General features: G+C 75.0%; 17 protein-coding genes. 2 read left to right on the top strand and 15 right to left on the bottom strand.

Annotated features, from left to right (window positions below):
- Positions 1 to 65: 65 nt before the first annotated feature.
- The 6 genes from ACFRQN_RS00895 to ACFRQN_RS00870 form a co-directional block, all read right to left on the bottom strand.
- Entirely contained in the window at positions 66 to 257 is a 192-nt protein-coding gene (locus ACFRQN_RS00895; protein WP_049658455.1) for a hypothetical protein, read from the bottom strand.
- Positions 258 to 318: 61 nt separating this feature from the next.
- Complete coding sequence (locus ACFRQN_RS00890) at positions 319 to 807, bottom strand: Asp23/Gls24 family envelope stress response protein (protein ID WP_074001607.1); 489 nt, start codon at positions 805 to 807, stop codon at positions 319 to 321.
- Between the two features lie 193 nt (positions 808 to 1,000).
- Positions 1,001 to 1,807 (bottom strand): enoyl-CoA hydratase/isomerase family protein, encoded by an 807-nt coding sequence (locus ACFRQN_RS00885; protein ID WP_074001608.1) that lies wholly within the window; start codon positions 1,805 to 1,807, stop codon positions 1,001 to 1,003.
- A gap of 301 nt (positions 1,808 to 2,108) precedes the next feature.
- Positions 2,109 to 2,342: a helix-turn-helix domain-containing protein gene (locus ACFRQN_RS00880; RefSeq protein ID WP_049658450.1), complete on the bottom strand. Its 234-nt coding sequence runs from the start codon at positions 2,340 to 2,342 to the stop codon at positions 2,109 to 2,111.
- Positions 2,343 to 2,669: 327 nt separating this feature from the next.
- Positions 2,670 to 4,268 (bottom strand): ABC-F family ATP-binding cassette domain-containing protein, encoded by a 1,599-nt coding sequence (locus ACFRQN_RS00875; protein WP_380737355.1) that lies wholly within the window; start codon positions 4,266 to 4,268, stop codon positions 2,670 to 2,672.
- Between the two features lie 236 nt (positions 4,269 to 4,504).
- On the bottom strand, positions 4,505 to 5,497 hold the full coding sequence (locus ACFRQN_RS00870) for a hypothetical protein (RefSeq protein WP_380737353.1): 993 nt from the start codon (positions 5,495 to 5,497) through the stop codon (positions 4,505 to 4,507).
- A gap of 369 nt (positions 5,498 to 5,866) precedes the next feature.
- On the opposite strand from ACFRQN_RS00870, the gene ACFRQN_RS00865 reads away from it, so the two are divergent.
- Positions 5,867 to 7,108, top strand: coding sequence for a glycoside hydrolase family 26 protein (locus ACFRQN_RS00865; RefSeq protein WP_375873298.1), 1,242 nt, complete (start codon positions 5,867 to 5,869; stop codon positions 7,106 to 7,108).
- A gap of 4 nt (positions 7,109 to 7,112) precedes the next feature.
- Here the strand turns inward: ACFRQN_RS00865 and ACFRQN_RS00860 are convergent, their stop codons facing one another.
- The 9 genes from ACFRQN_RS00860 to ACFRQN_RS00820 all read right to left on the bottom strand — a co-directional run bounded on the left by ACFRQN_RS00860 (position 7,113) and on the right by ACFRQN_RS00820 (position 18,093).
- Positions 7,113 to 8,273, bottom strand: a complete 1,161-nt coding sequence (locus ACFRQN_RS00860) for a GNAT family N-acetyltransferase (RefSeq protein WP_079271932.1) — start codon at positions 8,271 to 8,273, stop codon at positions 7,113 to 7,115.
- Positions 8,270 to 9,244 (bottom strand): Wzz/FepE/Etk N-terminal domain-containing protein, encoded by a 975-nt coding sequence (locus tag ACFRQN_RS00855; protein ID WP_380737350.1) that lies wholly within the window; start codon positions 9,242 to 9,244, stop codon positions 8,270 to 8,272. The genes ACFRQN_RS00860 and ACFRQN_RS00855 overlap by 4 nt, the downstream gene beginning before the upstream one ends.
- Positions 9,245 to 9,293: 49 nt before the next feature.
- Entirely contained in the window at positions 9,294 to 10,409 is a 1,116-nt protein-coding gene (locus ACFRQN_RS00850) for a glycosyltransferase (protein ID WP_049660228.1), read from the bottom strand.
- On the bottom strand, positions 10,406 to 11,257 hold the full coding sequence (locus ACFRQN_RS00845) for a polysaccharide deacetylase family protein (protein ID WP_079271934.1): 852 nt from the start codon (positions 11,255 to 11,257) through the stop codon (positions 10,406 to 10,408). Before ACFRQN_RS00845 ends, ACFRQN_RS00850 begins: the two co-directional genes overlap by 4 nt.
- Entirely contained in the window at positions 11,247 to 12,983 is a 1,737-nt protein-coding gene (locus ACFRQN_RS00840; RefSeq protein ID WP_074001613.1) for a lipid II flippase MurJ, read from the bottom strand. Before ACFRQN_RS00840 ends, ACFRQN_RS00845 begins: the two co-directional genes overlap by 11 nt.
- On the bottom strand, positions 12,980 to 14,326 hold the full coding sequence (locus ACFRQN_RS00835; RefSeq protein ID WP_074001614.1) for an O-antigen ligase: 1,347 nt from the start codon (positions 14,324 to 14,326) through the stop codon (positions 12,980 to 12,982). The genes ACFRQN_RS00840 and ACFRQN_RS00835 overlap by 4 nt, the downstream gene beginning before the upstream one ends.
- Before the next feature lie 7 nt (positions 14,327 to 14,333).
- On the bottom strand, positions 14,334 to 15,857 hold the full coding sequence (locus ACFRQN_RS00830) for a sugar transferase (RefSeq protein WP_074001615.1): 1,524 nt from the start codon (positions 15,855 to 15,857) through the stop codon (positions 14,334 to 14,336).
- A 396-nt stretch (positions 15,858 to 16,253) separates the two neighbouring features.
- Complete coding sequence (locus ACFRQN_RS00825) at positions 16,254 to 17,408, bottom strand: glycosyltransferase (protein WP_117490060.1); 1,155 nt, start codon at positions 17,406 to 17,408, stop codon at positions 16,254 to 16,256.
- A 244-nt stretch (positions 17,409 to 17,652) separates the two neighbouring features.
- Positions 17,653 to 18,093, bottom strand: coding sequence for an SRPBCC family protein (locus tag ACFRQN_RS00820; RefSeq protein WP_074001617.1), 441 nt, complete (start codon positions 18,091 to 18,093; stop codon positions 17,653 to 17,655).
- Positions 18,094 to 18,184: 91 nt separating this feature from the next.
- On the opposite strand from ACFRQN_RS00820, the gene ACFRQN_RS00815 reads away from it, so the two are divergent.
- Positions 18,185 to 19,084 (top strand): HipA family kinase, encoded by a 900-nt coding sequence (locus tag ACFRQN_RS00815; protein WP_049659266.1) that lies wholly within the window; start codon positions 18,185 to 18,187, stop codon positions 19,082 to 19,084.
- The last annotated feature ends 19 nt before the right edge of the window (positions 19,085 to 19,103 follow it).

Raw genomic sequence — 19,103 nt, 5'->3', positions numbered from 1 at the left:
CGGGCCGGGGCCCGGCACGGAACCCGACCCGGAGAGCGCGGCCGGAGCCGACGCGGGGCCCGCCATCAGCGGCGCCGGTCGCGGCCGCGGAGCAGGTCCCCGAGTTCGCCCAGCTCGATGTCGCCCTCCAGCAGGCGCCCGAGCACGAATCCGACCAGCCCGAGCGCGGCCACCAGCAGGAAGGCCGCGAACCCGCCGAAGTACCCGGCGAAGCCGAGGGCCATGCCCACCACCAGGCCGACGATGGCCAGGTTCATCCGCTACTCCCTCGTGTCCCGCTGCCTCGTCGGGTCCGCCGTCGGCCCGCCGCCGAACGCGCTACTTGAGCTTCGGCCGCTGCCCGGAGGGCGCCACCGGCTCCTCTTCCTCCTCGAACTCCGGTTCGTCCGGGAGGTGGACGTCGTTGACCGCGATGTTGACCTCGACGACCTCCAGGCCGGTCATCCGCTCCACCGCGTTGATGATGTTCTCCCGCACCTGGCGGGCGAGTTCGGGAATGACCACGCCGTACTCGACCACCAGGGCGATGTCGATCGCGGTCTGCTTCTCGCCGACCTCCGCCTTGATGCCCCGCCCGACGCTGGGTTTGCCGCCGGGCACCCGGTCCCGCATCGCGCCGAAGGTGCGGGCGAGCCCGGAGCCGAGCGCGTGGATCCCGGCGACCTCGCGGGCCGCCATCCCGGCGATCTTCTCCACCACGCCGACGGCCAGCGCGGTGCGGCCACGCTCCCCCACCGGCTTGGCACCGCCGCCGGCCCCCGGCGGACCGGGGTTCGGGGCGCTGCCGCTGCCGGTGTGCTTGGGCATGGTCGCGGGCGTCGGAGTGTCAGGCATGGGTGCTTCTCCCGTCGTACGGCACCAGCTATATCGCAAACCTCCCCAACTCTGGCATTTCGCCACGATCCCCGCCCGGCGAGCACCGGCGGCCCGCCGGGGGCACGGGAAAGGGCCCGGCCCGGGGGAATCTCCCCGGGCCGGGCCCCGCGTCATCACCGTGCGGTCAGTCGCCGATCCCGGCGAGCTCCCGCAGCCGACGGGCCTGCGCCGCCCGTTCGGCCGAACGCTGCTCGTCGAAGGAGCGCCCGGCGGCGCCCTGCAGCAGCGCCTTGGTCTCGATCACCGCGCCGCGCGGAGCGGCCAGCAGCGCCGCCGCGAGGTCCCGGGCGGCGGCGTCCAGTTCCTCGCCCGGCACCACCAGGTTGGCCAGTCCGATCGCGGCGGCCTCCTCGGCCCCCACCCAGCGGCCGGTCGCGCAGATCTCCAGCGCCCGCGCGTAGCCGACGAGTTCGGTGAGCGGCTTGGTGCCGGCCAGGTCCGGGACGAGGCCCAGCGAGGTCTCCTTCATCGCGAACTGGACATCCTCGGCGACCACCCGCAGGTCGCAGCCGAGGGCCAGCTGGAAGCCCGCGCCGACGGCGTGGCCCTGGACCGCCGCGATGGAGACCAGGTCCGGGCGGCGCCACCAGGTGAAGGCCTCCTGGTACGAGGCGATGGCGGCGTCCAGCTCCTGGTCGGTGGAGGCGGCGAGCTGGAGGAAGGTGGGCTCGCCCGGGATGCCCTCGGGGGTGAACATGGCCCGGTCCAGCCCGGCGGAGAAGGAGACCCCCTCCGCGCGCAGCAGCACCACCCGGACGCTGCCGGGAAGGTCGCTCCCGGCGGCGGCGAGGACGCGCCAGAGCGCCGGCGACTGGGCGTTGCGCCGCTTGGGTCGGCACAGGGTCACGACGGCGAGTTCACCGTGGATCTCCAGGCGGACGCCGTCCCGCTCCCAGCTCGGGGCCTGCGGGTCGGTGGCGGGAGCGGTCATGCGGGGAACCTCCGGTGGCGAGGGACGTGGCTACCGGAGAGTAACAAACCTCGACGCGCAAGGGCAGGGGCCCCGACCGGGAAGGATCGACGGGGCCCGGGGCACTCGGCGGGGGAACGAAGGAGACGGCCCCGGGAGAAATGAACGGACTTCGGAAAACGGGGGACGGACGACACCCCGGACATGACGATCGGCGGCCGGTCCACACGACCCGAGGGCGGACGCCCGGCTGAATGGTCAACCGTCGTCTCCTCGGTCGGCGTCCTGCCGCCGCGTCATCCAGCCAATGGCTGACGAACCGTCAGGAACTGGCCCCGGCAGTCGCTTTGTTCTTGCCCCGCGTGGCACCGCCGCGGCCCCGGAGAATGACTCCGGATTCGCTCAGCATCCGGTGCACGAAGCCGTACGAACGACCGGTCTCCTCCGCGAGAGCGCGAATGCTCGCCCCGGAGTCGTACTTCTTCTTGAGATCGGCCGCGAGCTTCTCACGCGCGGCACCGGTCACCCGGCTGCCCTTTTTCAGAGTCTCGGCCACCCGTGCCTCCTCGTAGCGTTGCTCGGTCAGATTCCCATGATCACCCATCCACCGCGTCCTGGCCACCCATTCGACAAGGTCGATGTCGGAATTGCGTGGTCCACCGGTGGTGATCCGAGCGCAGCAGGGCGCTCACACAGAGTGCGCGCCCCCGGACTGATGTCGCCGTTTGCCGAAAAAGAGCTGATCAGCAGCGTCGGCCCGACCACGATCGAGTGGCGGGCCGACGGAAAGTCCTTAAACGGAATCCAGGTCTACTTCATTCCCGGACACGCCGAAAGGACTAGATATTCTCATCCAAAAAGCGGATCTCGCGTCTACTTCCGGTCAGGCCAGCGAGACCAGATCGGCGTAGCCCGGGTTCCACAGGTCCTCCACGCCGTCCGGCAGCAGGATGATCCGCTCCGGGTCGAGCGCCTCGACCGCGCCCTCGTCGTGGGTGACCAGCACGACCGCGCCGGAGAACTCGCGCAGCGCGCCCAGGATCTCCTCGCGGCTGGCCGGGTCGAGGTTGTTGGTGGGCTCGTCGAGCAGCAGCACGTTGGCGGAGGAGACCACCAGGGTGGCCAGCGCCAGACGGGTCTTCTCACCACCGAAGAGCACCCCGGCCGGCTTGTCCACGTCGTCCCCGGAGAACAGGAAGGAGCCGAGGATCTTGCGGATCTGCACCAGGTCGGTGTCCGGCGCGGCCGAGCGCATGTTCTCCAGGACGCTGCGGTCCGGGTCGAGCGTCTCGTGCTCCTGGGCGTAGTAGCCGATCTTCAGGCCGTGGCCCGGGATCACCTCGCCGGTGTCCGGCGCCTCCACCCCGGCCAGCATCCGCAGCAGGGTGGTCTTGCCGGCGCCGTTGAAGCCCAGCACGACGACCCGGGAGCCCCGGTCGATCGCCAGGTCGACGTCGGTGAAGATCTCCAGCGAGCCGTAGGACTTGGACAGGCCGCTGGCGGTCAGCGGGGTCTTGCCGCAGGGGGCCGGGTCGGGGAAGCGCAGCTTGGCGACCTTGTCGTTCACCCGGACCTGCTCCAGGCCGGAGAGCAGCTTGTCGGCGCGGCGGGCCATGTTCTGCGCGGCCACCGTCTTGGTCGCCTTGGCGCGCATCTTGTCGGCCTGCGCGTTCAGGGTCGCGGCCTTCTTCTCGGCGTTGGCGCGCTCGCGCTTGCGGCGCTTCTCGTCGTCCTCGCGCTGCTGCTGGTACTGCTTCCAGCCCATGTTGTAGACGTCGATGGCGGAGCGGTTGGCGTCCAGGTAGAAGACCTTGTTGACGACCGTCTCGACCAGGTCGACATCGTGCGAGATGACGATGAAGCCGCCCTTGTACGTCTTCAGGAAGTCCCGCAGCCAGACGATCGAGTCCGCGTCCAGGTGGTTGGTGGGCTCGTCGAGCAGCAGCACGTCGGAGTCCGAGAAGAGGATCCGGGCGAGCTCGACGCGGCGGCGCTGGCCACCGGAGAGGGTGTGCAGCGGCTGGGCGAGGATGCGGTCCGGCAGGCCCAGCGCGGCGGCGATGGTGGCGGCCTCGGCCTCGGCGGCGTACCCGCCCTTGGTGAGGAACTCGGTCTCCAGCCGGGCGTACTTCTTCATCGCGTTGTCCCGGGTGGCGCCCTGGCCGTTGGCCATCCGGTCCTCGTTCTCGCGCATCTTCTTCAGCACGGTGTCGAGGCCGCGGGCAGACAGGATGCGGTCCTTGGCGAGGACGTCCAGGTCGCCGGTGCGCGGGTCCTGCGGGAGGTAGCCGACCTCGCCCGAACGGGTGACGGTTCCGGCGGCCGGCAGGCCCTCGCCGGCCAGCACCTTGGTGAGCGTCGTCTTGCCGGCGCCGTTGCGGCCGACCAGGCCGATCCGGTCACCGGCGGCGACCTTGAAGCTCGCGGACTCGATCAGGATCCGGGCACCGGCACGCAGTTCGAGGGCGTTGGCGGAAATCATGGCTGGGGACTACTCCTGGGACGTGGGCGGGCGGCCGGGTGCGACGGACCCGGGGCCGGGTTGGCATGAGGGGGGCTTCATCGGCGGTCGGCGCGGCCCTCGCGGCGCCGCCGCCCGCTATTGCCCGGAGAAGATAGCCATGGCGGCAAGTCTACCGGGCCCCGTACCACCCCCGGGGAAGTACCGCCCAGGGGTATCCACCGGCCCGCCGGCCCACCGACCGGAGGCCGTCCCGACTACTGGGGCTGCCCGGTCGGTTGGTCCCCCGCGGGGGCTCCGGCGGCCGCCGGGGCGTCCGGGGCCGGGTTCCCGGTCGGGTCCGCCGCGCAGCCGCCCTGCGGCCGGACCGCCGCGAACGGCGCCCCCACACTGCCGCAGGCCGTCTCGGGCGCGGCCGCCTTGGTGTCGAACACCCGGGGCGGGACGACCGGGCCGTCGGTGATCTCCACCCGGCTGCGGTCCAGCACCTTGACCGTGGCCGTCGGGCCGGTGCTCGTCGACCAGCCGTTGCTGTCCAGCCGGTAGCCGGTGATGCCGCCGGAGACGGCCTGCCCGGCGCTGTTGGTGCAGGTGCGCGGGATCAGCACGGCGTAGTCGGTGTGGACGGCGCGCAGCGGGTCGTAGACGCAGCCGCCGGAGGGCTTGTCGTTGTAGCGCAGGTCGCCGTCGGCGTCGCGCAGGCCCATGGTGAGGTTCGGGGTGACCAGGGCCAGCCAGGGCGAGCCGTCCCGCTGGACGGTGTGCAGCGCGGCCGCGGCCCGCTGCTTGGCGAGCGCCTTGCGCTGGGCGTCGGTCCGCTTGTCGGCGCCGGGCTCGCCGTCGCCGTGCAGCCAGTCGGCCAGGCCGGGCACCACCCGGTGCCAGCGCACCTCGTGGTCGCCGGGGCGCACCGAGGTGACCATGCCGTCGTCCCAGACCACGATCGCGTTGTCGCCGGCCATCGCCAGGTAGAGCGCCTCGACGCCCTCGCGGCGGTAGGACCAGGCCTGCTCGCCGGTCTGCTGGTGGAAGGCCTCCAGGCCCGGGCCCACCCGCAGGTCGAGGTCGGCCGAGCCGAGCGACTCGGAGTTCACCGGCGTCGCCCCCGCGTCGCCCGGTCCCGCGACCCGGTCGCCGAACGGCACCGGCTTGTTCGCGTGCGCCGCCGCCCCGGCCGCAAGGACCAGCACCACCGCCGAGGCAGGCAGGATCGAGCGGGGGGTCAGTACACGCAGAGGCTTCCAGGACACGGCCGGAGCGTACCTTTCACCGGGTACGCGAGTCAGCCCGGTTCCGCCGCCGCCGGGCCCCGCCGGGCGTCCACCGGGCCCCGCGCGCCCTCCCCGCGCGCCCGCCCGCCCACCTGCGCCGTCGGGGCCGTGGCCGCTCCGACGGGTCCGCCGGAGCGGGCCGGACGGGCCCGGCCGGACCGTTACAGATCTGATACCTGAGCACCGGCCACCGGTCGTTGCGGCAGACGGCGTTCGAATGGCGCCCACTTTAGGGTGACATTCGGCTTTTTCGTCCCCCTTCGGGCCTACTGTCGGCCAGCGGGGCGTCACGGTCCGTCCACGCCGAGACCGTGCGCCCCGCCCACGCGACGTCCGGAGGAGAGCACCATGCGAATCGGCCGCCTGACGCTGGCCGCCGCCACCCTGCTGCTGATGGCCACGGCCAGCGTCCCGGCGGGGACGCCGTTCAGCCAGACCGAACGGCACACCCTCTCCTCGGACGCCGTCGAGCCGCGCGGCGCGGCCCCCCGCCCTCCGGTCCAGCGGCCGAACCACGAGCCGCCGTTCGGCGCCTTCGTCGGCTCCTGGGACAACCACATCCCGCAGATCCGCCAGTACGCGCAGTGGCTCGGCGACGCGAACATGCAGGTCGGCCACACCTATCTGGCGGGCAACGACTGGAGCGACATCGAGGGCGAGGCGATGGTGCTCGGCCTCTGGTCGCAGTGGCGGCAGGCCGACCCGTCCCGGCTGCTGGTGCTCGGCGTGCCGATGCTGGTGCCCAACGAGGCGAACGTGCCGGACGGCGAGGTCGCCAGGCTGCTCGCCCAGGGGGAGCGCGGGGACTTCGACGCGCACTTCCTCAAGCTCGCGCGCCGACTGGTCGCGCTGGGCGGCGCGGACACCGTGCTCACCCTCGGCTGGGAGATGAACGGCACCACCTACACCCACCGCTGCAAGCCCGACCCGTCCGCGTGGAAGGCGTACTGGCGGCGGATCGTCGGGGTGATGCGCTCGGTGCCCGGCCAGCGCTTCCGCTTCGACTTCGCCCCCAGCCGGGGCCTGGACGCCGTCCCGTGGACCAAGTGCTACCCCGGCGACGACGTGGTCGACATCATCGGCATGGACAGCTACGACCAGCCCGCCGGCGGCACCTTCGACGACTACGTGCGCGAGCCGTACGGCCTCCAGGACCAGGTGGAGTTCGCCGCCAAGCGCGGCAAGCCGGTCTCCTACCCGGAGTGGGGGCTGTTCCGCAACGGCGACAACCCCGAGTACGTGCGCCGGATGGTCGACTGGATCCGCACCCACGACACCGCCTACCAGACCGTCACCGACTACTGTCCGCACGGCTTCTTCGAGTGCGACCGCAATCCCCGCTCGGCGACGACGTTCAAGCAGCTGATGTCCGGTTCGAAGGGGGCCCCGGCGCCGGAAGGGGTGCCGGCGCCGCCCACCGCCCCGGCACCGGCTCCGGAGGACCCGCCGGACGCGCCCGCCGTACCCGCCGCCCCCGCCGTACCCGGAGGTGGCGCCACCCCGAGCCGGGCGGCGAGCCCGTCGACCCGTCCGACGGCCCCCAAGCCGACGCACAAGCCGACGGGCGGCGCGCGGCACGCCCGGCACTGAGCGGTCAGCTGCGGCGGCGGGCCAGCAGCGCCTCCTTGAGGCGGGGGAAGCGGGTGCGCAGCTGGTGCGCCGCCGCCTGCCGGGCGCGCACCGCCCCGGCCCGGACGGCGGCCGCCGGTGCCGCCCCCGCCGGGCCGAGCAGCAGCCGCTGGTTGGCCAGCTGGTCCGGCCGCCAGCGCTGCTTGTACGGCTCCTGGCCGCGCAGCAGGCCGAGCAGCGGGACGCCGGCGCCGACCGTCTCGTCCAGCGCCGCGCTGAACAGCAGTCCGGCGATGTCCAGCCGCTCGCGCAGCACCGGGTGCGCCCCGTACATGTACAGCCCGCCGAAGGACGGGCAGAGCAGCAGCAGGTTGACCGCGACCAGCTGGCCGTCCAGGTGGAACTGGTGGACGGCGGCCCGGCCGGCGGCGACCAGTCCGGTGCTGGACTCGGCCAGGTGCCGGGCGAACCGCTCGGTGCGGTGCTCGGGCGTGACGCCGCGCGCCTGCCACTGCAGGAAGTGCAGCCGCAGCATCGCGTCCAGCGCCTGCGGCACCTCCGCCACCGGGGTCGAGCGGACCTCCACCCCGGCCTCGGCGATCTTGCGGAGCTTCACCCGGCTGCGCTGGGCGGTCTTGCCGGGCACCCGCTTGAGCAGCCGGTCCATCGGGACGGCCGGCAGGTACTGGCAGAGCGAGTCCTGGTAGCGGCGGCGGCTGCCGCGCCAGTGCCCGTACACCCGGTGCACCGCCGCCTCGGGGTGCACCTCGCGCAGCTCCAGCCAGTGCCAGGGGCGGGTGAGCGGGAGCGCGGCGGCGAACTCGGCGGCGGCCCGGTCGGCGCACTCGTCGTCGAGCAGGACGTCGGTGTAGTCGACCAGCCCACCGCCGAGGCCGGTCAGGCCGCCGAGCGGCCCGCCGCGGCGCACGAAGGCGCCCGCGCCGACCAGCCGGCCGTCCCGGCGGACCAGCACCACGAGCAGGCCGCCGGGGCGGCCGTAGTGGCGCCACCAGGAGCGCTGCCAGTCCGCGGCCTGGAAGAAGGTGGCGGTCCGGCAGCGGGCGGCCAGGTCGTCCCACTCCTCGGCGAGGGCGTCCAGGGCGTCGTCCTCGCAGCGCAGCTCGGTGGTCCAGGCCGGCGCCGTCGCCTGGGCGGGCAGGCCGCCTCTGCGGGTCTCGGTGCTCATCGACCGCCCCCGACCGGGGCCTGCTGCCGGGCGGGGGCCTGCTCCGCGGTGGCGGGGGCCGGCGCCTCGGCCGGGGGCTGCGCCGCCGCCGGGGGCTCGGCGGCGGGCTGCGTGTCGGCCTTCGCGGCGGGCTTCCCGGCGGGCTTCTTCTCGGCCTTCTCCGGGGCCTTCACGCTCTTGGTCCCGGCCTTGGGCTCGGCCTTGGGCTCGACCTCGGTCTTGGGCGCGGCCTTGGGGCCGGCGTCGGGCTTGGGCTCGGTCCCGGCCCCGGCCGGCTCCTCGCGGCGCGGGCGCGGGGTCGCCGGGACGGCCACCGGCGCGGACGCGGCGGGGGCCTGCGGCACCCGCGCGGCCCGCGGCACCTGCGGCTCCTGCGGCGTCGCGGGGCTCCCGACGGCCTCCGGCGCCGCCGGGGCACCCCGGCGGCGGGTCATCATCACCAGCGCGCCCAGCAGCAGCCCGGTCGCGCCGCCGACCGCGACGTCCAGCTTCCCGGACGGCGTGGTCGGCCTGTCCGGCGCGGCGGCCGGGGAGAGCGTCACCAGCCGGACGTTGGTGTCCTTGCTGCTGGTGTTGGCGAAGGCGACCAGCGAGCGGGCCACCGCGTCGGCCGTCCGGGCAGCCTCCTGGGGGCGCTCCCCGGTCCCGGTGATCTCGATCATCGGGGCGTCCGGGGAGGTCGTCCCGTGCACCAGGGCCTCCAGCTCGGACCGGGTGTGGCCGGTCTCGGCGGCCGCCGCCCCGAGCACCTGCGGCTGCCCGGCCAGCCGGCCGTACGCCTGGGCGAAGTTGGTCGCGATCGCGGCCTCCCCGGGGTTCTGCGCGACCACGAGGACGTAGGCGTTCGCGGCGTACGACGGGTCCGCGGCGACGGCGTACCCGGCGCCGACCGCGGCGCCCAGCGGAACCGCGAGCACCACCGGCCACCAGCGGCGGACCAGGCGGCGGGCGCTTCGGCGCGGTGTGGTCATGGGTGTTGCTCCTTGGGTCTGGTACGGCGGTTCCGGCGGTGGCGGGCGGTCAGACGCGGGCCAGCCGGTCGTAGAGGGCGCCCAGGTCGGCGGCGACCCGGACGATGTCGTAGTGGCCGACGGCCGGGGGGTGCGGCAGCGGGTCGGCGGTGTGCCCGCTGAGCGGCCGCAGGTCGCGCAGCGCGGCGGCGTAGGCGGCGGGCTCGGAGGGGACGCGGCGGGCCTGCGGGGCGGCCCTGGGCGGCAGTTCGTCGAGCGCCGGGCAGGCGCTGTAGCGCACCGGCAGCCCGGCCGCGAGGCCCTCCAGGACGCCGAGGCCGAAGGTCTCCGCGGTGGAGGGGGCGGCCAGCACGTCCAGGGCGGCCAGCAGTTCGGGGACGTCGTCGCGCTCCCCGGTGAGCACCAGCCGGTCCCGCACGCCGAGTTCGGCGGCCCGGCGCTCCAGCGCGGCGCGCTCCGGACCCTCGCCGACCAGCACCAGCCGGGTGGCCGGGTCGAGCTCGGCGAGCGCCTCGACCAGCACCTCGAAGCGCTTGCCGGGCACCAGCCGGCCCACCCCGCCGACCACCCAGCCCCCGTACGGCAGCCCGAGCTCGGCCCGCAGCCGGCGGCGGACGGCGGCCCGTTCGGCGGGCGGGAGGCGGTAGCGGGAGGTGTCGATGCCGTTCGGGATCAGCTCGATCCGGGCCGGTGGGACGCCCCAGGAACGCAGCGTCTGGGCGACCTGGCGGGAGACCGCGACGGTGGTGCTGCCGAGCCGTTCGGCCGCCAGGTAGAGGCCCTTGACGCCCCGGGTGACCGGGCGGCCCTCGATCACCCCGGCGTGCAGCGAGTGCTCGGTGGAGACCACCGCGCGCACCCCGGCCAGCCGGGCGGCCGTCCGGCCGTACAGCTGGGCCCGGTACAGGTGGGTGTGCACCAGGTCGTAGCGGCCGGCCCGGACCAGCCGGACCAGCCGGGGCAGCGCGCCGAGGTCCCGGTTGCCGCGCATGCCGAGGTGGTGGACGGTGACGCCGTCGGCGCGCAGCGCCTCGGCGACCGTGCCGGGGTTGGTCAGGGCGAGCACCTCGCACTGCTGGTGCGCCGGCAGGTGCCGCAGCAGCAGGTGCAGTTGGCGCTCGGCGCCGCCGGCGGCCAGGCCGGTGACGATGTGCAGCACCCTCATGGCCGGGGCTCCCGGCGGGCGTGGCGCAGCCCGGTGACGGCGTCCCGCAACCGGTGCCGGCCCTGCTTGGCGCGCAGCCGCCAGGCGCCGTCGCGGTCGCCGACGTAGCAGCGGGGCAGGGCGAAGCGGCCGGTGAGCGGGGAGTGCGCGATGGCGCAGGCGTGGTCGTACCCGGCGTCGCGCACGGCCAGGGCGGCGGGCAGGTCGACGGCGCCGTACGGGTAGCAGAATCCGGTGACCGGGCCGCCGACGGCCTCCTCCAGCAGCCGCCGGCTCTCCCGGGCCTGGACGGCGAGGGCCTCGGGCGGCAGGCCGGGCAGCGCCCGGTGGCCTAGGCCGTGCGAGCCGATCTCCCAGCCGGCGCCGGCGAGCCCGGTGACCTCCTGGACGGTGAGCAGCCGCTTGCGCGGGCCCTCGGTGTCCCAGCCGTTGTCCCGGCCGAGCAGGTCGGCGACCACGTACGCGGTGGCGGTGAAGCCGTACGCCTGGAGGGTCGGCACCGCGTACCGGGCGATGTCGGCGTAGCCGTCGTCGAAGGTCAGGCCGACCAGCCTGTCGTCCCGGCCGAGGGCGTGCGCCCGCATCAGCTCGCGGACGGAGACGCCGCGCCGGCCGCTCCGGTACAGCCAGCCGATCTGTTCGGCGAACCGCTCGGGGCTGACGGTGAGCCGGTAGGGGTCCTCCTGCTCGACCGCCACCGAGTGGTACATCAGGATCCACGGCGAGGCGGAGCCGGGGACCGGCGGTGCGCCGAGCGGGTGGCGGCTCCTGGGCGGTCGTGCCCGGTCCGGCGGTGCGCTCTGGAGGCCCGCCCGGGCCGAACGGACGGTTCCCCGTTCATTGTCCATCGGGACGCTTCCCTTCTTCGGCGGCGGTTGGCGGGTTCCGGACGGGCCCCAGGGCCCGGGCGAGGGCGAGGACCGGGCCGCGCACCTCGCGGGCGCCGAGCCCGGTGCCGAGGGCCGCGAAGGCCAGCGCCACGGTGAGGCCCCCGAGGAGGGTCGACAGCAGGGGGTCGGCGGCCAGCCCGGCGGCTGCGGTGCCGAGCACGGTGGCCCCGGCGGCGGCGGCCACCAGCCGGCCGTGGCCGCCGAGCACCCGGTGCAGCCGCAGCGGGATGCCGCGCAGCACCAGGCCGTGCAGCAGCAGTGCGGCGGCGGCGGTGATCCCGGCCGCGTTTCCGGCGGCCAGTCCCAGGGCGCCGAAGCGGGGCGTGGCGAGCAGGCCGGTGGCGACGGTGACGCCGAGGCCGAGCACCATCGCGGCGGCCGGGTACCAGTCCAGCAGCCGGCGGCCGTCCTCGGCGCCCGGGTCGTCGGCCCGGCGGACCACCGGGCGCAGCGAGAAGTACGGACGGACCATCACGCCGATCAGCGCCTGGGCGGGCAGGCCGAAGCTGTACACCCGGATGACGTCGGCGGTGGCGGCGGTGTCGTGCGGGCCGAAGGCGCCGCGCTCGAACAGCAGCGAGACCACCGAGGGGGCGCAGGCCATCAGGAAGGCGGTGCCGAACAGGACGACGGCCGCCGCCTGGCCGAGGTCCTTCTCCACCCGGTCGCGGGCGGCGGTGAGGTCCCCGGCGGCCAGCGCCCGGGCGACCAGCGGGAAGGTGACGGTGCAGATCAGCAGGCCCGCCGTCATGGCGAGCTGGGAGACCTTGGCGGCGTAGTTGAGGTGCGAGATGGTGCCGGGCGGCAGGGCCGAGCCGAGGTAGCGCTCGACGAAGACCTGGGACTGCCGGGTGAGCGTGAAGGCGGCCACCGGCAGCAGGGCGAGCGGCATCAGCACCAGGGCCCGGCGCGAGCGGCGGCCCCGGCCGGTGCCGGGCGGGCCCTGGCGCAGCCGGCGCAGGAACGGGCCGACCAGCAGACCGGCCATCAGCAGGCTGCCGCCCGCGACGCCGAGGGCGGCGGAGCGCACGCCGAGGTAGGAGTGGAGGCAGAGCAGGACGGCGAGGATGCCGAGGTTGTAGGCGACGTAGATGCCGGCCGGGGCGGTGAAGCGGTGGTGGGCGCGCAGCGCGGCGGCCAGGTATCCGGCCACCCCGAAGGGCAGCACGGTGACCGCGGTGATCCGGGTGCAGGTGACGGCCAGGCCGGGGTCGGTGAGGCCGGGGGCGAGCAGGTCGACCAGTTCCGGGGCGCCCAGGGCGACGGCCAGGGCGAGGCCGCTGAGCGCGAGCAGCAGCCAGGGCAGGGTGGCGCGGACCAGTTGGCGGACCGGGTCGGGGGCATCCGGGTCCTCCTCGCGCAGCACCAGGGCGAGGGCGAACGCGGGCACCATGAGGAAGGACATGGCGTCCTCGATCAGCAGCGGCGCGGCGGTCTCCGGGACGGTCCAGGCGACCAGGAAGGCGTCGGTGCCCTGGTTGGCGCCGAAGTAGCGGGCCAGCAGGAGGTCGCGCAGCAGGCCGAGGCCGGATCCGGCGGCGCTGAGCACGGCGGTGATGCCGAAGGCCTTGGCGAGGAAGCCGCGCCGGGGGGCCGGGTGCGGCCCGGCGGACGGGTCCCCGCCGGGGGCGCCGCGGGGGGCGGGGAGGGGGGAGGCGACGGCGGCGGGCCGGTCGGTGGTCACCGGGCCGCTCCGGTGGTCGCCGGACCGGCGGCGGGGTGCCCGGGGTGCTGTGCGGCCGCGCGGGCGGCGAGGCCGAGGACGACGGAGGTCAGCACGGTGGTGGTGCCGCCGATGTCGGAGTACAGGAAGTCGACGAGGACCCAGGTGAGCAGGGCGAGGGCGGCGAGCCCGGGGCCGCGGCGGTGGCGCAGGCAGCCGATCAGCAGGGCGAGGAAGAGCGCGGCGTAGGCGGTGATGCCGATCAGGCCCTGCTCGCTGAGCACCAGGAAGTACATGTTGTGCGGGGAGAGCAGCGGTTCGCGCTGGAAGCCGATGGTGGCGTCGGCGGCGTCGCTGCCGGAGGACAGCCGCAGCGGGGCGTGGCTGTCGCGCAGCTGCTGGAAGGCCTTGGGGCCGGCGCCGTGCACGGGGTGGTCCTGCCAGATCCGTCCGGCGGTGGACCACAGGTCGTACCGGTCGGAGACGGACTGGTCGGGGGCGGCGGAGACGGAGCCGATCGAGCTGAGCCGCTTGGTGACGCCGGAGCCGCCGAGGCCGAGGCCGCCGACCAGGACGACCGCGGCGGCCAGGCCGAGGACGGCGCCGCGCACCAGCAGCCGGGCGTCGACGCGCAGCAGCAGGACGGTGGCGGCGAGGCCGGTGGCGATCCAGCTGCCCCGGCTGAAGGAGACGGCCAGCGGGAAGGCGAGGAAGGCGGCGGCGGCGAACATCGCGCGGCGCAGCCGGGCGTTTCCCCCGGGGCCTCGCTCGCCGAGGGCCAGGGCGAGGGCGGCGAGCAGGCCGAAGCTGACCACGCTGGACATCGCCATGATGTCGAGCGCGCCGAAGGTGCCGACGGCCCGGATCGGCTGGCCGGTGTAGGAGGCGCCGGTGTGGGTGAGGTACTGCTTCGCGCCGACCACGCCCTGGATCAGCGCGGCGAGCACGAAGGAGCCGAGCACCAGGCGCTGGTCGGTGCGGTCGCGCAGGGCGCAGAGGACGGCGGCGGGGACCAGGACGAACACCTGGGCGAGCCGGACGAAGCCGGTGACGCTGGCGGCCGGGTCGGTCGAGCCGAGGGTGGCGACGGCGGCGGCGACCACGATCCCGCCGAACAGCGCGCAGGTGGTGCGGCTGACCGCTGGCAGCCGCCCGCGCAGCAGGTTGAGCGCGGTGAGGGCCACCAGGGCCAGCGAGGCGAGGTCGGCGGCGGTGACGTGGACGGCGGCGGCGACGTCCTTCTCCCCGGTGGGCACGCAGACCAGCAGGACGGTGGCGGCGGCCAGCGGGCTGGTGCGCTCGGTGAGCGCGGGTAGGGCCGCCCGTAAGGCCGGGCGGGGGAAGGCGGGGAGGGTCAGGGCCACGAAGGGGTCAGCTCCCGTCCGGGTGGAGCATCAGGGCCGCGGTGCGGCACAGGATCTTGACGTCCTGCCAGAGGCTCCAGCTCTCGATGTAGCGGTTGTCGAAGCGGGCCCGGTCCTCGATGGAGGTGTCCCCGCGCAGGCCGTTGACCTGGGCCAGGCCGGTGAGGCCGACCGGGACGCGGTGGCGGTCCGCGTACTCGGGGTAGGCCTGGCCGAACCGCATGACGAAGTACGGCCGTTCGGGGCGGGGGCCGACCAGGCTCATGTCGCCGCGCAGGACGTTCCACAGCTGGGGCAGCTCGTCCAGCGAGCTCTTGCGCAGCAGCCGGCCGACGGCGCCCATCCGGTGGTCCTGGGAGATGTTCCAGCGGGTGGCGGACTCGTGCTCGTTGCTCGGGCGCAGGGTGCGGAACTTGAGGACGGTGAAGACCCGGCCGTCCAGGCCGGTGCGCTGCTGGCGGAAGAGCACGCCGGGGCCGGTGTCGAAGCGGACGGCGAGGGCGCAGAGCACCAGGACGGGGGCGAGCAGCAGCAGGCCGACCGCGGCGGCGGTGACGTCCAGGGCGCGCTTGGCGGCCCAGCCGGGGCGGCGCATCGCGGGGCTGCCGAGCCGCAGGCAGGGGAAGCCCCACAGGTGGTCGCCGCCGGTGATCGGGGCGGCTGGCAGCGAGCCGTACTCGCGCAGCGCGGGCACCAGCCAGACCTGGCAGCCGAGCCGGGCGGCGTCGCGCAGGGTGGCGGCGGTCTCGGCCTCGTCGGCGGCGCCGGCGGTGGCGATCACGTGCTGGACGCCGTGCCGGCGCACCTCGCGCTCCAGTGCCTCGCGGCCGCCGAGCACGGGCAGGTCGGTGTCGCCGGGCAGCAGCGGCGGGTCCGCGTCGAGGAAGCCGACCGGGCGCATCCCGTACTCGCCGTGCGCGCGGAGGGCGGCGGCGACCCGGCGGCCGAGCCGGCCTGCGCCGAGCACCAGGACGGGGCTGGGGCGGCTGCGGCGGATCCGCCGGACCAGGTGGTAGAGGACGGCGCGGCCGACGGCCACGATCAGCAGCTGGGCGCCGAGCAGGACGGTGAGCCGGGCCGGGCTGGCCGGGCCGCAGTCGGGCCAGTGGCCGCCGAGGCCGCCGGACAGGGTGACGGCGAAGGCGGTGGCGACCACGGCCCGGGCGGACAGCGCGGGCAGTTCGTCCAGGACGGACAGGGTGAGCCGGGGGCGGTAGAGGCCGCCGGCCAGGTTGAGCAGGAGCAGCAGGGGCAGGACGGCGGGGACGCCGAGCAGCGGGTCGAGCGGGGCGGCCGGGTCGAAGGCGCGGTTGGCGATGCCGCCGGCGGAGCACAGCGCGATGACGTCGGCCTGGACCAGGGCGAGTGACAGGGCCAGCCGGGAGCGGACCGTCCCACGGGACCGGTGCTGCGGCGGGACCGTCCGGAGGTGCGCCGCCCCCGCCGGCCGGTCGAGCAGCCCGGTGCCGGGCCGGCGGGGGCCGGACAGGGGTCCGCTCGATCGCGGCACACTCTCGTGGTCAATGGTCATCAGCGCACGATCTCCCCTGCTGTGTGCCCGGGGTGACGGTGCCCCGGCACCGGTTGGCGCGGGGCGGCCGTCCCGGCCCGGTGGGCGCGGTCCTGACAGCACCTGCTGCCGCTCGCGGCTTCCGGATGTCCGGCGGCGGGGCCGATCGCAAAGGAACTGGTCACGAAGAAGTCGGTCGCGAGGGGCCCAGCCGTGAATTCCCGACATGAAATCCGAACGAAGCAGGCAAAATCCGACAATACAGAACCGGGCGGTACAGGCCGGAAGTTGACTTGCCGATTCATTCCAGCCGCCCATTAATAGGTATTTCGGATTTGACGCCTCGCCTCCCTATCCGGCCGAGGGTGCGAATACGACAACGCCGGAAACGGCGGGCATTCACGGCATGTGAAACGATCAGATCCGCTCTGGGACACGGGCCCGGCGCCGCCCCGCCGCCGGTCCCGCACCCAGCAGGTGGCGGTAGAGGACGTCAACCTGTTCGACCACGGTGCGCACGTCGTGCCGGCCCACCACGTGCTCGCGCAACCGGGCGCCGCGCCGCTCGCATTCGATCGGATCTGACAGCGCGTCCCCCATACGGGTGGCGAGGGCCCGCGCGTCCTCGGGCGGGACCACCGCGTGCGCCAGCTCGGACGGCGGCAGGCACTCCCGGGCGCCGGGCACGTCGGTCAGCAGCACCGGACGGGCGGCCGCCATCGCCTCCAGCGGGGCCAGCGCCATCCCCTCCCAGCGTGAGGGCAGCACCACCAGGTCGGCCGCCGCCAGCCACGGGCGCGGGTCCGGCACGTCCCCGACCAGCCGGATCCGGGCGGGCTCGGCGGTCTGCCGGACCAGCTCCGCGACCCGCTGCTCCTCCGGCCCGCCGCCGACCAGGGCCAGCCGGGCCCTCGGCACCCGGCGCAGCACCTCCGGCCAGGCGGCCAGCAGCACGTCCTGGCCCTTCTGCCGGCACAGCCGCCCGACGCACACCGCGAGCGGGGCCTCCAGGTCCAGGCCGAGCGCGATCCGGGCGGCGCGGCGGTCGGCGGGCGCGTAGTGGCGCACGTCCACGCCGTTGGGCACCACCGCCCAGTCGGCGTGCAGCCCGGCCGCCACGCCGTCGGCCCGCTCCTGGACGCTGACGCACAGCAGCCGGTGCGACCAGCGGGTGGCGAAGCGCTCCCAGCGCAGCGTGGCGGCGGCCAGCGCGCCGTCGACGGCGGCGAAGGACCAGGCGTGCGGCTGGAAGACGGTCGGCACCGTGCCGTGCACCGCGAGCCGCCCGGCCAACCCGGCCTTGGCGCTGTGCAGGTGGACCACGTCGGGGGCGGCCGCCCGGACGATCCGGCGCAGCCGCCAGGCCTCGGCGGGGGTGCCCGGGCCGGGCGGGCGCCGGGCGGGCCAGTCCTGGACCAGCGCGCCCACCGCGGCGGCCTCCGCGGCCAGCCGCCCGCCGCGCGGGCAGGCGACCAGCACCCGGTGGCCGGCCTCCCGCTGGCCCCGGACCAGATCGGCGACGACGCGGGCGACCCCGCCGTCCACCGGTTGGGAAATGTGAAGGATCGTCATATGCACGGCGGCGAGCCTAGGGTGGCCCACCGGTGCCGGGCGGCCCCCGTCACCCGCAGGTGGCGGTTCGGCCACCCGTACGGCTTTCGGCTCGTACGGGAGACCGAACCGCTCGAATCCCCGGGCGATTCGAGCGGTTCGATGGATCTACGCGCGCGAATCGCGCGGTTGGCGAATCCGCGGGACCGGCGGACCGTGGCGGTCCCGGCGGACCCACGTGGACCTCGGTGGGCCTCAGCGGACCTCAGCGGACCTCGGCGGCCAGGTTGGCCAGCACCTGGTCGTGGATCCGGTTCAGGCCCTTCGGGGCGAAGGTGCGCTCGAAGAAGCCGCCGATGCCGGTGGCACCCTGCCAGGTGGCGGTCACGGTGACCTTGGCACGGCCCTCGCCGACGGCCGAGACGGTCCAGGTGATCACCATGCTGGAGTTGGCGTCCTTCTCGACCAGCTGGTCGGGCTCGGGCGCGGAGACGGTGAAGAGGCAGTCGCGCACCCGCTTCTCGGTGGCCTGGAGCTTCCAGTGCACCTGGGTGCCGGCGCCGGTGCCGCCGACCCGCACCTCGTACTCGCTGTACTGCGCGGGCAGCAGCTTCGGGCGGGTCACCTGGTAGTCGGCCAGCGCCTCGTACACCCGCTCGGGGGCGGCGTCGTAGACCCGCTCGGTGGTGGCCTGCACCTGTCCCATGACCTTGCTCTCCTCATGTGGTGGGAACCGCTCTGTCCGGCAAGCCAATCACAGGGTCCCGCCCGCGACGCGGCGGGATAGGGTGGCCGGTGTGCTCGATCTGGTGACTGCTGTGCGCTACGTCGACCCGCTGCGGGCCGGCGGCTCCGTTCCGGGCGTGGTGGAGACCGACGACCTAGGCACGTACGTGGTCAAGTTCACCGGGGCCGCGCAGGGCCGCAAGGCGCTGATCGCCGAGGTCATCGTCGGTGAGCTGGCCCGGCGGCTGGGCCTGCGGGTGCCGGAGCTGCGGCTGGTGGACTTCGACCCGGCCGTCGCCGCGGACGAACCGGACGCCGAGATCCAGGACATGCTCAAGGCCAGCGCCGGGGTCAACCTCGGGATGGACCTGCTGCCCGGCGCGCGGGACTTCCGGCCGGGGATGATCACGGTGGACTCGGCCGAGGCCGGCCGGGTGGTCTGGCTGGACGCCCTGACCGGCAACGTCGACCGCACCGTGCACAACCCCAACCTGGTGGTCTGGCACGGGCGGCTCTGGCTGATCGACAACGGCGCCGCGCTGATCTTCCACCACCGCTGGGCGGGGGCCGAGGCCTCGGTCGGCAAGCGGTACGACCTCAGCGCGCACGCGCTCGGCGGCTCGGCCCCGGACGTCCGGCTGGCCGACGAGGAGCTCGGGCCGCTGGTCACCGTGCCGCTGCTGGAGGAGGTGGCGGCACTCGTCCCGGACGAGTGGCTGGCCGGCGAGCCCGGCTTCGACTCGGTGGACGCCGTCCGGCACGCCTACGTCGCCCACCTCGCCGCCCGGGTGGTGCTCTCCGAGGAGTGGCTGCCGGAGGGCTTCGCCACGCCCGAGCAGCTGCGCGAGGCGGAGCGGCGGCGGGCGGCCCGGACCAGGGCCGGGCGGCCGGCCTGGCTGCGGGACGTACCGGACCTGCACGGCAAGCCGTCGGTGGAGACGGCCTGGGAGCAGTACGCCGACGAGGGCTAGCCGGGTTCGGGCCCGGCGC

The organism is Kitasatospora sp. NPDC056800, assembly GCF_042789775.1.
In the GTDB taxonomy this organism is placed as follows: domain Bacteria; phylum Actinomycetota; class Actinomycetes; order Streptomycetales; family Streptomycetaceae; genus Kitasatospora.
Note: the sequence above shows the minus strand (reverse complement) of the source record. Positions and strands in the feature narration are given on the sequence as shown.